Annotated in this window: 12 protein-coding genes; 6 read left to right on the top strand and 6 right to left on the bottom strand. The window is 40.8% G+C overall.

The genetic code is table 11. From position 1 onward, the window contains the following. Nucleotides 1–5: 5 nt before the first annotated feature. The 6 genes from ACXIUD_RS02855 to fmt form a co-directional block, all read right to left on the bottom strand. Entirely contained in the window at nucleotides 6–1,322 is a 1,317-nt protein-coding gene (locus ACXIUD_RS02855; RefSeq protein WP_458051102.1) for a dihydrolipoamide acetyltransferase family protein, read from the bottom strand. 83 nt (nucleotides 1,323–1,405) lie between these two features. Continuing rightward, nucleotides 1,406–2,671 (bottom strand): competence/damage-inducible protein A, encoded by a 1,266-nt coding sequence (locus ACXIUD_RS02850; RefSeq protein WP_458051101.1) that lies wholly within the window; start codon nucleotides 2,669–2,671, stop codon nucleotides 1,406–1,408. Between the two features lie 29 nt (nucleotides 2,672–2,700). Beyond that, on the bottom strand, nucleotides 2,701–3,486 hold the full coding sequence (locus tag ACXIUD_RS02845; protein ID WP_458051100.1) for an SDR family oxidoreductase: 786 nt from the start codon (nucleotides 3,484–3,486) through the stop codon (nucleotides 2,701–2,703). Continuing rightward, nucleotides 3,483–3,983 (bottom strand): dihydrofolate reductase, encoded by a 501-nt coding sequence (locus ACXIUD_RS02840; protein ID WP_458051099.1) that lies wholly within the window; start codon nucleotides 3,981–3,983, stop codon nucleotides 3,483–3,485. Before ACXIUD_RS02840 ends, ACXIUD_RS02845 begins: the two co-directional genes overlap by 4 nt. A gap of 126 nt (nucleotides 3,984–4,109) precedes the next feature. Beyond that, complete coding sequence (locus ACXIUD_RS02835) at nucleotides 4,110–5,024, bottom strand: DUF4412 domain-containing protein (RefSeq protein WP_458051098.1); 915 nt, start codon at nucleotides 5,022–5,024, stop codon at nucleotides 4,110–4,112. A gap of 85 nt (nucleotides 5,025–5,109) precedes the next feature. Beyond that, complete coding sequence (gene fmt / locus ACXIUD_RS02830) at nucleotides 5,110–6,033, bottom strand: methionyl-tRNA formyltransferase (RefSeq protein WP_458051097.1); 924 nt, start codon at nucleotides 6,031–6,033, stop codon at nucleotides 5,110–5,112. A gap of 136 nt (nucleotides 6,034–6,169) precedes the next feature. On the opposite strand from fmt, the gene ACXIUD_RS02825 reads away from it, so the two are divergent. The 6 genes from ACXIUD_RS02825 (at nucleotide 6,170) to ACXIUD_RS02800 (ending at nucleotide 13,819) form a co-directional block, all read left to right on the top strand. Continuing rightward, nucleotides 6,170–6,538 (top strand): hypothetical protein, encoded by a 369-nt coding sequence (locus ACXIUD_RS02825; RefSeq protein ID WP_458051096.1) that lies wholly within the window; start codon nucleotides 6,170–6,172, stop codon nucleotides 6,536–6,538. A gap of 169 nt (nucleotides 6,539–6,707) precedes the next feature. Continuing rightward, nucleotides 6,708–7,442, top strand: a complete 735-nt coding sequence (locus ACXIUD_RS02820; RefSeq protein WP_458051095.1) for a hypothetical protein — start codon at nucleotides 6,708–6,710, stop codon at nucleotides 7,440–7,442. Nucleotides 7,443–7,582: 140 nt separating this feature from the next. Continuing rightward, on the top strand, nucleotides 7,583–7,945 hold the full coding sequence (locus tag ACXIUD_RS02815; protein WP_458051094.1) for a hypothetical protein: 363 nt from the start codon (nucleotides 7,583–7,585) through the stop codon (nucleotides 7,943–7,945). 130 nt (nucleotides 7,946–8,075) lie between these two features. Further along, nucleotides 8,076–9,200, top strand: coding sequence for an efflux RND transporter periplasmic adaptor subunit (locus ACXIUD_RS02810; RefSeq protein ID WP_458051192.1), 1,125 nt, complete (start codon nucleotides 8,076–8,078; stop codon nucleotides 9,198–9,200). A 3-nt stretch (nucleotides 9,201–9,203) separates the two neighbouring features. Next, a complete protein-coding gene (locus ACXIUD_RS02805; protein WP_458051093.1) occupies nucleotides 9,204–12,362 on the top strand; it encodes an efflux RND transporter permease subunit in 3,159 nt (1,052 codons plus the stop codon). Next, entirely contained in the window at nucleotides 12,359–13,819 is a 1,461-nt protein-coding gene (locus ACXIUD_RS02800; RefSeq protein WP_458051092.1) for an efflux transporter outer membrane subunit, read from the top strand. The genes ACXIUD_RS02805 and ACXIUD_RS02800 overlap by 4 nt, the downstream gene beginning before the upstream one ends. The last annotated feature ends 15 nt before the right edge of the window (nucleotides 13,820–13,834 follow it).

The following is a 13,834-nucleotide window of genomic DNA, read 5'->3' as shown; positions in this document are numbered from 1 at the left end:
ATCCTTTAAAGTGTTGTGTCTAGATCAAAGGCTTCCAAATAGTCAGAAACACGCTTGACAAACATTCCTCCCAAAGAACCATCGACTACTCGGTGATCATAAGAGTGAGAAAGGAACATTTTATGGCGGATAGCTATCACATCCCCCGTTGGAGTTTCCACTACGGCTGGCTTCTTTTGAATGGCCCCTACAGCCAAGATAGCAACTTGAGGCTGCATGATGATGGGAGTACCCATGACGTTTCCAAACGAACCCACATTAGATACAGTGTACGTACCGCCACTTAATTCATCTGGGGAAAGTTTGTTGATTCTTGCTCTATTCGCTAGATCATTGATTTTTTTGGATAAACCTGTCAGGTTGTACTGATCTGCATTTCTGATGACAGGTACAATCAAATTACCTGATGGAAGTGCTACCGCTACACCAATATTGATATCTCTTTTTTTAATGATGTTTTCACCGTCCACAGAGATGTTGATCATTGGAAAGTCCTTGATGGCACGTGCTACTGCTTGAACAAAAAATGGAGTAAAAGTCAATGCTTCACCTTCTTTTTTCTTGTAGGCGTCCTTCACCTTATTTCTCCATAAAACAATATTTGTCACATCAGCTTCCACAAAAGAGGTTACGTGAGGTGAAATACGCTTGGAGTCCACCATACGTTGCGCTATCATTTTACGCATTCTGTCCATCTCCATGATTTCATCCTGCGCTGATATGCTAACATCCACTTTTGGTGCTACATAAGCAGGAGCTGAAGCAGGTTTAGGACTTGGCGTCGTAGGAGCAGCTACAGCTGGAGCGGCATTTCTATTGGCTAGGTAGTTGAGCATATCCTGTTTGGTCACTCTACCTTCTTTACCAGTACCTGGGATAGTTGCTAATTCAGCTTTGCTGATATTTTCTTCTTTACAGATGCTTAATACCAAAGGAGAATAAAAGCGATCATCATTTACAGTAGCAAGTGGCGCACTAGGCGTTGCTACTAAAGTGGAGGTCTGAGCAGGAGCTGCAGCAATTAGTTCTTCTTTAGCTTCTTCTTGAACAGATACGGCCGGTGTACTTGCAGCTACTTCTGCGGAAGTTTCAATAATGGCAATTGGAGCACCCACCGCCACAACATCACCTTCCTTTGCCAATATTTGTTTCAAAATACCTCCGTGAATAGCGGGTACTTCTGTATCTACTTTATCCGTTGCTACTTCCAAAACAGACTCATCTTGCTCAATGGTATCACCCTCTTTTTTGAGCCAAGTAAGGATCGTACCCTCTATGATACTTTCACCCATTTTGGGCATCAACATCTCTACTGTTGCCATAGTTAAATTATTTAATTGGGTTTATTTCTGAGTTTTAAAATTAAATTTTATTTTCTCTATTGCAAAATCAATTTACAAAATTTTTATTCTGTTTGTCCGATTATGCATGTTCGAAGCAAATTTAGTCCCGCAATAGCTGTCAATTGTATATTTAAGGTACGGTCTTGAGTCAATTGAAGTTTTTTGGTGACGGTGGAGTGCCCATCACTGCAAGCAATCCAAACGGTACCCACAGGCTTTTCTGCCCAACCACCTCCTGGTCCAGCAATGCCACTGCTGGCTAAGCCATAATCAGCATTAAATTTATTCCGAATATGTTCAGCCATTTGAATGATAGTTTCTTCACTGACAGCCCCTTTGGTCTGCAAAGTTAACTCATCTACATCTAATAATGCATGTTTGAATTGATTATGGTAGGGAATCATGCTTCCTTGGAAATAAGCACTACTTCCTGGGATAGAAGTAATCATATGGGAAATGAAGCCACCAGAACAGCTTTCTGCCAAAGCAACTGTTTTTCCTTGGTTTTTTAATAAGCGGCCCACGGTTTCCTCCAAAGTATCTTGATTGTAACCATAAACATACTTTTCAATTAAAGGAAGCAATGATTGCAATTGCATGGAAACCTCATTTTCTAAACTTTGGTAGTTGTCTCCAAAGGCAGTCAATCGTAACCTTACTTGTCCTAAAGAAGGTAAATAAGCTAATTTAATATGGGATGGAAGTGCTTTTTCCCAATCTTTGATTACATCTGCCAACCAACTTTCACCAATACCCACTGTTTTTACTACTTGATGGTAGATGATAGGTAAATTGAAGTTAGACTTGATGCGTGGGATGACATGATCTTCCATGAGTTTTTTCATTTCATAGGGTACTCCTGGCATAGACATCCAAATTTTTTGATTTTCTTCAAACCACATGCCCGGAGCAGTCCCGAGTATATTGGGGATATAAGTACACTTGGTGGGAAGGTGGGCTTGCAGACGGTTTAAGTCAGTTAATACCCTTCCCCGTTTTTCGAAAAATGTACGGACAGCTTCCAAAGCTTCCGGAACCAACTCTATTTCACAATTAAAATATTCTGCAAGTAGAGGTTTGGTCAGATCGTCATTGGTGGGACCTAGTCCACCTGTCATTAAAATGATATCGGCACGCTTTTCGGCCGCAGCAAAAGCTTCTAAAATGGCTTCTCTGCTATCACCTACAGTCGTTCTTCTTACTACACGAACTCCAATTTTATCCAGTTCTTGGCTGATCCAATGCGAATTGGTATCTATTATTTGACCATAGAGGAGTTCATCACCTATGGCTAGTATTTCTGCTTTGACTTCTTGGTATTGAGACATGGGTTTAATTAAGTCGGTAATGCAATTCTTTAACGGACTTTAGCTTTTGCTAGAATTTTGGAAAAGATGGTGGGGAAGAAGCGTTTGAGATAGACAGCATAGGTTTCCTTTCCTCCAATCAGGACCTCTTCTTTTTGATTGATAATGGCTTTGTAAATGGTTTTTGCGCAAGCTTCCGCGCTCATGCCTTTAGCTTGTGCATCATCCATGGATCCTAAAGGAGAACCGTCGCCTGTTAATGCATTGATGGAAACATTGGTTCGGATAAAGCCTGGACAAATCATGGTCACATAAATGTGGTCAGCAACATGTTCTGCTCTTAAGGAGTCAAAGAAACCATGCAAGGCATGCTTGGAAGCAGCATAAGAGGAGCGATAGGGAGAGCCAAACTTTCCAACCAAACTGCTTACTACAGCAAAATGTCCATTTTTATTTTCCAAAAAGTGAGGTAAAAGTGCTTTTGTCAATGCTATTGTACCAAAGTAATTTACTTCCATGATTTTTCGATCAACATCGAGGGTAGTCTCTTTTACAAGCGAACGTTGACTGATACCGCCATTGTTGAGCAAAACATCTATTTTACCAAAAGCATTGATCGCTTTTTCCACGATTGATTCAAACTCTTCACTCTTGAGTAAGTCAAGCGGTAGGATAGCTATAGACTCCTTGAATGGGCTTTGGGTTTTTATCTCTTCCAGTTTTTCGATATTTCTTGCTGAAATAATCACTTGGTGGCCCTCTCTTAGGAATTTTTCAGTGACAGCTTCACCGATACCAGAAGAAGCTCCTGTAATCCAAATGGTTTTTTTCTTCATGGTGCTTTTCTTTTGTAGGTGACAAAAGCATAATCAAATTCATTCTTTTCATCTTTTTGGAAGCTTTCTCTTCTAACCTCTTGCCATTCTTCTGGGGAGATTAAAGGGAAAAAGGCATCACCTTCTGGGTTTGCCTGAACTTCGGTTACTAATAATTCATCGGCGTAGGCCATCGCCAGTTTGTAAATTTCAGCTCCACCTATAACAAAAACGTGCTCTAATTTTTTTCCAATACATAGCTGCAACGCTTGTTCAAAAGAGCTAACCACATGATGACCTTCCGGTACTTCAAAATTCGAATTTCTGCTGATTACCACAGAGGTTCGATTAGGTAGGGGACGACCTACAGACTCATAGGTTTTTCTACCCATGATGATATGATGTCCGGAGGTAGTGTTTTTGAAGAACTTAAGATCTGCGGACAATCTCCAAATCAATTCATTATTTCTTCCAATGACTTGATTTTTGGCTGTTGCGACTATGATTGAGATTTTCAAGGCGATTTTTTTGACAAGTTACCAAGGATTCGTGATTCGGAAAACAAAATTCCCCAAGCTTTCACTTTCAAGAAGTGTAACTTGGGGAAAATGTTTGATGTTTGAAAGATATACTACTGAAAAAGCTTATTTTTCAGCTTTCATACTCTCAAAAATACTTGGATAATCGGCCATTTTAAATGTTGTAGATTTATTGTTTTCAATAGCTATGGTGGTCATCATCATGGTGCTTTTGTCAGTTTTGCTGATATATTCCATTTCAAACAAGTTTCCTTGAGGGAGGTTTTGAAAAGTAGTCTGTGAATTTTGGACTCTTGCCTGCAAAAATGGATTGCCTGAACCGAAAAATGTTTGATTAGCGCCGATTTTCTCTGTACTTATCCAGTAATGCGCATTTCCTTCATCTGTATCGAGCAGGTATTCTTCGCAGGTATGTCCCATGATCATTTTTGTTTTTCCTGTTTTAGAGACTGAATAGGATCCTGAATCCGCCACTTCATCTGATTCATCTACGGACTCTGCTATGGCCATCAAGTCAATTCCATAGGCCATCCTGCTTTTTTGTCCATCTGTTTCCATCAGTACTATGGAGGCGTTTTTAGATAAATCATAGATCATGAAAAAGTTACCTTCCTGTTTGTTTTTGCCTTCAGGAGTAGCTTCAAAACCCATCACATTTGGATCTTCAGGAAAAAAAATTTTCATGGTAAGTGGCTCATTCTTTTTTCCTTTCTCGTCCTGACCTGTGATTTCCATGACTTTATAGCCAGCAAAACTATAGGTGTCCGCAATGTCAACATCTTCTCCGAGTCCTTTAAGGATTTTACTCATATCAAATCCTTTCATTCCCTCGGAACCATAAAGTTCACCAAAGGCTTTTTCCAATTGTTTTTGGGCTAACTTCTCGGCTTCAGCTTCTACACGTCTTTCTACAGCTTTGCCTACACCTCTTTCTGCTGCATTTTTTAACTGTCGCATCAATTGAGCCTCGACAGATAGGGTAAATAAAAATGCAAAAACTACTAAAACACATGATTTCATAATAAAAACATTTAGGTTAATACATTGAAAGTTAAGTATTTTGAAAACAAATCAAAAATCTGAGTTCTTATTTTTAAATTCGATGTTACAATTTAAACCCCCTCAAAAACTCCTCAATACCCATTCTTTTTTTACCCTCCAGTTGGAGCTCTTTGATGTAAATTTTACCTTGGCCGGTCTGAAAATAGAGATAAGTTTTTCCATCAGATGACCATTCACCCGCTTTTAAGTTTGGATCTTCAGATGGGGAAGGCTCTGTAAGAAAAATTTTGCAAGTTTTGTCTTGTAAAAGAGTCCATGCAGCAGGATAGGGTGAAAGTCCTCTTACCAAATTATGGATACTCGTCGCATCCTTTAACCAATCTATCTGACAGGTTTCTTTGAATATTTTGGGTGCATGATGCTCAAATTCCCTCTCATCCTGAGGGTAGGTTGTCACTGTTCCATTTGCAATCAACTCCACAGTTTTGACTACTAACCTCGATCCCTTTTCCATCATTCGGGCATATAGACTACCTACATTGTCTTCAGGATGGATCGGTTCTTTTTCTTGCAAAATAATATTTCCAGTATCTATCTCGTGTTTGAGGAAAAAGGTTGTCATGCCTGTTTCCGTCTCACCATTGATGATGGCCCAATTGATTGGTGCAGCGCCACGATAGTTGGGGAGGAGAGATGCATGCAGGTTGAAGGTGCCTAAGGATGGCATGCCCCAAACAACTTCAGGAAGCATGCGGAAAGCTACTACGATTTGTAGGTTAGCTTTGTAGGAAGCAAGTTCCTCTAAAAAATGTGGAGATTTCAAGTTGGTAGGTTGGAGTACAGGGATATTCAATTCCAAGGCAGCTTCTTTTACCGGTGAAGGAATAAGTTTCTGACCTCTGCCTTTAGGTTTGTCGGGTGCTGTGATAACCGCTACAACATTCCAACCTGCTGCTACTAATTTTTGTAAGGAAGGAACCGCAAATTCAGGCGTTCCCATATATATGATGCGTAAATCTTTTTTCATTATGTCAAACTCTTCATTGAAAGAACAAAAATTGCAAAAATTTACTGAAATCGGGCTAGTATTCTTGGTTATTGAAACCAAAAATGATGGCTGACCGTATGAATCAATTTAAAAATAAGCGGAAAAGGTTATTTGTATGTTTCTTCAATTGATCCGAAGTAAAAAAAGTTTAGCTAAAACACTACCTGTTTTGTTGGTGGCTGTTTTTACTTTTTTGGCTGTTTGCGATCATTTTGAAGATTTGGAAGATGTTTTGTATCAGGAAATTGAAATCATTACCGAGCAAGATTTTGATGATTTTGATTTTCCTGTCAAAATATCCCGAGCCATTGAGTCTCCTTTGGTATTGTTTGAAAGAACGGAACAAATCAAGGTTGTTGATTTTCTATTGTCAGTTATAGTGCCGTTCAAGGTGTACAAGGATGATTTTTTTATACAGCCTCCTAAAGTCCAAATAGTATATGAGTTTTTTGTAGGTTCCAGTATTTTTAGAAATGCCCCCTAGTGCTGTTTCCAACAGTGCATTGCTTCTAAACCTTTTCATTACAGTAAAAGTGACTTTAGTAAGTCAACTTAAGTAAACAGTCTATGTAAGGAAAAGGCTGGATATCAGCTTTTGGGCAATGCTTTTTACTAGTTTACTATCTATTTTCTTTTAAAAAATCAACTATCACATGCGACTATTCATGTTAGTGGCCTTGGTATTGGTCTGCAATATCGGTATGGCTCAGCAAAATCTATTTAATATACCCTCAGGAGATATCACAGAAAAAAACAAAGTGTTTTACCAGCATCAATTCAATATTTATCAGCCAATGTTTGAATCCAAAGGCCATTTTGTTTACGGTTTGGGCAAGGGTTGGGATATAGGTGTAAATTTGGTAGGTAAAGGCATTGGCTTTAATCCTACGCTAGAATTTATCACTAATGATAATCCCTCACAGGGAGCATTATCCCCACATTTGATGCCATCTATTCAAAAACAGTTTCGGATATCAGAAACCTTTGATGTCAATTTTGGCACGCAGACTGGGATTAATTTAGCTGACCAATGGGATGAAAAGGAATTGGCTTATTTCAATTATGGCATTGGCGTATTTCATTTCATGAACAAGAAAAGCCGCATTATTGGTGGAATGTATCATACCAACAGAAACTTTGTAGGTGATGGCACTCAGGTGGGTTTTCTTGTTGGTTATGAGTTAAAGGTAGCTCCACGAACATATCTGATGGGGGATTGGATCAGTGGGGATAATGAATCTTCAGCTGCCGTCATTGGAGCTATGTACAATGTTACCAAACGATTTCAGTTTTGTGCAGGTATCTTGCTGCCCAACGAAGGGAATGATAAGCCATCAGGCTTGGTGATCGAACTTAACTTCTTTGGCTGGGATTTGAGTATGAAATAATTCACAAAGCTGATAGACTCAACAAGCGTTTTTATCAAGTATATAGTTGAGTCTATCAGCTTTGGAAAAAATCGAAATATTATTTTCTGTAGATTGTTGAAAAAAGATTTTTTGGTTCAAAATTTGACTACTTTTGTATCGTGAAACAAACAGTCCCATACACGCTTCCAATTCTTCGCATGATTGCTCTTGCGATGGCATTGTTTTTTGTGGTATTGGCCGTTTTTGATGGGTTTGAGGAAGAGCAGGATATAGAATATGTAGGGGAGTTTTTGAATGAATCAGACTTTGACTATGTAGATTTCCCTACATCCATATCCAGATCATCCCAAACACAAACATTGAAAATACAGCGGATTGTTGTGCTAAGTGTTTTTGATTTTGTTTCAGAGGCATTGAGACTGATTAAGCCTTCTTTGCCGGAAGCTGCATACATTCCACTTGAGATATTTACTGGTCTTGATTTTTTGATTGGCAAATCCATTGCTGCCAATGCTCCCTGATTAGGGAGATCTTCCTCTTCTTTTATTTGCGATAAACCCTCTAATAACTTTCTCTGAAAGATTATTCACTATTCATTTATTTATGAAAACCAATTCATTGAACACTCGAATAGGGGCTTCTATGCTTCCTATGTTGAGTTACGCGGTCCTTTTTGTGGCCCTATTGAATCTTGTTGCCTGTAGCAACGGTAACAGCAAAAATCAAAACCAAGTGCTCATTCAGGTGCCTATCGTGGAACTCCAACCGATGAGTATAACCCTTCCTAAAACTTATGTCAGCGACATTCAGGCCGTACAGTTTGTAGAAGTGCGGGCTAAAGTGGAAGGCTTTGTGGACCGAATTTATGTAGATGAAGGTCAATTTGTCAAAAAAGGCCAAAATCTATTTCAATTGACTTCCAATGAATACAATGAACTGGTCAATTCTGCCAATGCTCGTCTATTCCAGGCTCGGGCGGAGGCTCAGGCAGCTCAGCTCGAAGTGGACCGTCTCAAAGTCTTGGTGGATAAAAACATCATTGCCAGGTCAGAATATCAATTGGCCATTTCCAAAAAAGCAGTAGCGGAATCTGCCATTTCAGAGGCTGAGTCCATGCTGAAAAATGCCAAAACAGGCTTGTCTTATACAACTATCAAAGCGCCTTTCGATGGGATTGTTGACCGTATTCCCTACAAAACTGGGAGCTTGGTGACCGCAGGTGACTTATTGACCAATATTACGGATATCTCGGAGATCTTTGCCTACTACAAAGTGACCGAAAATGAGTACTTGCAATACATGCGTGCAAAAATCGAAAATGAAACCTTGGATGATCAGGAAATATCCTTGATTTTATCCGATGGGGGCTATTATGATCACAAAGGAAGATTGGAAACCATGGAGGCTGACTTTGAACGGGGTACAGGCTCGATTGCCTTTCGGGTACGTTTCCCTAATCCTGATCAGTTGATCAAACACGGCTCTACAGGAAAGGTGGAAATGAGTGAAACCATAGAGGATATCTTTTTGATTCCCCAAAAATCCACGTTTGAAATCCAGGATTACAATTATGTGTACATCGTGGATAAAAATAATAAGGTGAGGGTACGAAGCTTTAAGCCTAGACAGCGTTTTGGTTTATTCTACATAGCCGATGGTTTTGAACCGGGTGATCGCATCATCTATGAGGGAATTCAGCAAGTAAAGGACGGCATGGAAATCATGCCTGAATTGACTCCTGAAAATGAAGTTTATGACACCTTGGTAAAGTCCTAAATCATGTTAGAGTTATTTATTAAACGACCGATCTTATCCACGGTAATTTCGATCTTTATTACCCTCTTGGGTATATTATCATTGACTTCTCTGCCAATTACACAGTTCCCAGAGATTGTTCCACCTTCAGTGGTAGTGACGGCCAAATATACGGGAGCTAATGCGGAGGTTCTTTCTAAGGCAGTGGCAACACCTTTGGAACGTGCCATCAATGGGGTACCGGGTATGAGTTACATGACTTCGGTGAACACCAATGATGGTGTAACCCTGATCAATATTGTATTTGAAGTTGGAACTGACCCAGACCAAGCGGCTGTAAACGTACAGAACAGGGTGACTACGGTATTGGATGAACTTCCTGAAGAGGTAATCCGAGCAGGTGTGCAAACTGAAAAAGAGGTGAATTCCATGTTGTTGTACCTCAATTTGGTTACCTCGGATTCTACGCAAGATGAGAAGTTTGTGTACAACTTTGCCGATATCAATATCCTTCCCGAATTGAAGCGGATTGATGGGGTAGGTTTTGCCCAAATTATGGGCTTTAAAGATTATGCCATGCGCGTGTGGCTAAAACCTGACCGATTGGTGGCCTATAACCTTTCTCCCCAAGATGTCACAGAAGCCATTCGGCAGCAAAATGTGGAAGCTGCTCCCGGTAAATCAGGGATTTCTTCCGACAGAGATCCTCAGGCCTTACAATATGTATTGAAGTACACGGGTAAATTTAACCAAGAAGAACAGTTTGAAAATATCACGTTAAAGGCCTTGCCAGATGGTTCTCTACTCAAGTTGAGAGATGTGGCCGATGTGGTTTTTGACTCGCAGGAATACAGCATGGTATCGATGACAGATGGTAAGCCTTCTGCTTCTATCATGATTAAGCAAAGACCGGGTTCCAATGCGAGGGAGGTTATCCAAAATATCAAAGACAAAATGGATGAACTCCAAGAGGATTCATTTCCTCCGGGTATGGAATATAATGTGTCCTATGATGTTTCGAGGTTCTTAAATGCATCCATTTTTGAAGTACTCAAAACGCTTGTGGAAGCTTTCCTGTTGGTTTCCTTGGTAGTATTTATTTTCCTTCAGGATTTCAGATCTACCTTGATTCCTGCCATTGCTGTGCCAGTTTCTTTGATTGGTACCTTCTTCTTCATGCAGCTATTTGGTTTTTCCATCAACTTGTTAACCTTATTCGCATTGGTGCTTGCCATTGGGATTGTGGTGGATAATGCCATTGTGGTGGTGGAAGCAGTGCACGTGAAAATGCATGATCTTAAACTGAATGCCATGGATGCGACCTTGGCAGCCATGAAAGAAATCGGAGGAGCAATTGTAGCGATTACTTTGGTAATGTCGGCAGTTTTTGTTCCGGTAAGTTTCCTTTCTGGGCCTGTAGGAATTTTCTATAGACAGTTTTCGTTGACCTTGGCCATTGCGATTGTGATCTCGGGGATCAATGCCTTGACACTCTCACCCGCACTTTGTGCGATGTTATTGAAGCCGGTAGATGTGGACCATAGTCCAAAAAATGGAAGGCTCCAAAAGTTCTTCTATGGTTTCAACAAGCGATATGATGCATTAGCCGCTAAATATAGTGGCGTGGTAAATGCAATTGCGGGTAGGAGAGTGGTCACTTTTGGTGCTTTGGTGTTATTTTTTGCTTTGACCTATGGAGGATTGGCTTTGTTGCCTACTGGATTTATCCCTAATGAAGATCAAGGGATGGTATATGTGAATGTGACCACACCTCCGGGTGCTACGGTGGAGCGGACTTCTGAAGTGATGGATTTGGTACAAGCCAGCTTACTTCCTTTAGATGAAGTAGAAACGGTTTCCACCTTGGCAGGCTATAGTTTGATGACAGAAACTGCCGGAGCATCTTACGGAATGGGAATGGTCAACTTGGTAGGTTGGGGTGAACGGGATAAAAATGTAAATGAGCTCATTGCAGAGTATCAAGAGCGAGTGGCTCATATCAAGGGTGCGGAAATCCAATTCTTCTCACCACCTCCGGTGCCGGGCTTTGGTAATGCTTCTGGTTTTGAATTGCGGATGCAGGACAAAACGGGCGGTTCCTTGGATGTGATGGCACAGGTCACAAAGGACTTCTTAGATGAATTGAATGCCCGGCCTGAATTGAAAGAGGTGACTACCAACTTTGAGCCTAACTTCCCTCAATACGTGTTGAACGTGGATCATGACAAGGCCGCCAAACTTGGGGTATCTGTTAATGAAGCCATGGAAACGCTACAGTCTTACATTGGTAGCTTCTATTCTTCCAACTTTATTCGCTATGGTCAGATGTATAAAGTGATGATTCAAGCATCCCCTGAATACAGGACCTCACCGGAGTCCTTACTTCGCATGTACGCAAAGAATGATCGAGGACAAATGGTGCCTTATTCCAATTTTCTCACCTTGGAAAAGGTGTATGGCCCGGAGCAGTTGACCCGATACAATATGTTTAATTCTGCTTTGATTACGGGTGATGCAGCGCCTGGCTATTCTTCCGGAGATGCCATCAAGGCAGTGGAAGAAGTAGCTTTAAAGGTCTTGCCAAGAGGCTTTGATATCGATTGGTCAGGAATTACACGGGAGCAGATTGAGTCTGGAAATCAGGCCATCTACATTTTCGCAGTCTGTTTGATTTTCGTGTATTTGTTATTGGCAGCTCAATATGAGAGCTATTTCTTGCCTTTGCCTGTAATCCTTTCACTTCCTGCGGGGATTTTTGGTTCCTTCTTGTTTTTGAAGTTGACAGGTTTAGAAAACAACATTTATGCACAGGTTTCCTTGGTGATGTTGATCGGTCTCTTAGGTAAAAACGCCATTCTGATCGTGGAGATTGCTATCCAAAATAGGGATAGGGGACTTTCCATTTTACAAAGTGCCATCAAAGGTGGTGTAGAACGGTTGAGACCGATTTTGATGACTTCCTTTGCATTTATTGCCGGTTTGATTCCTTTGACCATTGCGAGTGGGGCGGGAGCTATCGGTAACCGTACGATTGGTACGGCCGCTGCTGGTGGAATGCTTATTGGTACCTTAGTAGGGGTATTTTTGATTCCTGGCCTTTATGTGGTATTTGAAACGCTTGATACCAAATTCAAGAAAAAGAAAATTGTTGAGATCAAACAAGAGCAAGTAGTAGCATCATGAAAAATTTAGTATCATTAAATACCCTACTGGGAGTATTTCTGCTGGGGCTTTTGCTCGTTTCTTGTAAATCTGCAGAATTGGTCATAGAAGATACTCACACACAATTGCCTGGGGATTTTGAAGAAGCAGCTCAAAGGGAAGATCAGTCTTCTGCTGCATTACTTCAATGGCAAAATTTCTTTGAGGATGAGTATCTCAAAGAGTTGATCCAAGTAGCCTTGGACAATAATCAGGATCATTTGAAAACACTGGAAAGAATCCGGATAGCCCGAGCTAACTACAGGATAGCTAAAGGTGGATTACTTCCAGAGGTCAATGCACTTGCGGGTGCTTCCGTAAGGAGGTTTGGAGAGTACACCATGGATGGAGTCGGTAATGCCGACTCCAACCTTTCTCCAACAGTGCCCGAAGATAAACTTATTCCAGATCCTTACCGCGATTTTATTGTTGGTGCCCAATTTAGCTGGGAAATTGACGTTTGGTCCAAGCTTCGCAATCGTAAAAAAGCAGCTTTTTCCAGATACTTGGCTTCTGAAGAAATGGTCAATGCCATTAAAACCTGGTTGGTCGGGGAAGTCTCTCAACAGTACTTTGAGTTGGTTGCTTTGGACGAGGAAATCCGGATTTTGGAAGCTAACATCCAGTTGCAGGAGTTTGCTGTCAATCTTTCCAAGGATTTGAAAGAATCAGGGAAAGAAAATCAATTAGCCGTAGATCAGTTTGAAGCCTTGATGCTGAATTCCAAAGCTCAATTGATCGATAAAAAGCGAGAACTCAGGACAGCAGAACTGCAAATGGCCCAATTGCTTGGGGTCTATGATTTTCAGCATAACCGCAATGGTATGGATGAGGTATTCGGTGTTCCAGACTTAGTGAATATAGGATTACCGGCTGATTTGCTTGCATATAGGCCGGATATCCGTAGGGCCGAGCGTGAATTGTTGGCAACCAAAGCAGAAGTATATGTTGCACGGGCTGCTTTCTTTCCAAGTATTCAGTTGGGAGGAATGACCGGCTTCAATGCCTTTGATTTCTCTCGCTTGTTTTTCAGTCCAGCTTCTACTGTGTACCAACTAGGAGCTGGTTTGGTTGCACCTGTATTCAATAGAAACCAAATCCGGATGGATTTTGAAGCTGCCAGAGCCAATCAAAAGATCGCCTATTTAGATTATGAGCAAACCATCTTCAAAAGTTATCTGGAAGTATTGAATTTGGTCAATGAGTTCAATGCTTTTGATGAGCAATTGCAGTTGAAAACATATGAGGTTGAAGTGCAGAAGCGTTCTGTAGAAAATTCCAACATCATGTTCCGTGTAGGATATGCAGGATACTTGGAAGTTTTGAATGCTCAGGTGAATGCCTTGCAGGCAGAAATCGAACTGATTGACTTGAAAAAACAACAACTTCAGGCCAATGTCAGGTTGTATAGAGCATTAGGTGGAGGATGGTCCGAATGAGCAATTATGCCAATA

This window comes from Mongoliitalea sp. (assembly GCF_054166905.1).
This window is presented reverse-complemented; position numbering and strand designations above follow the sequence as displayed.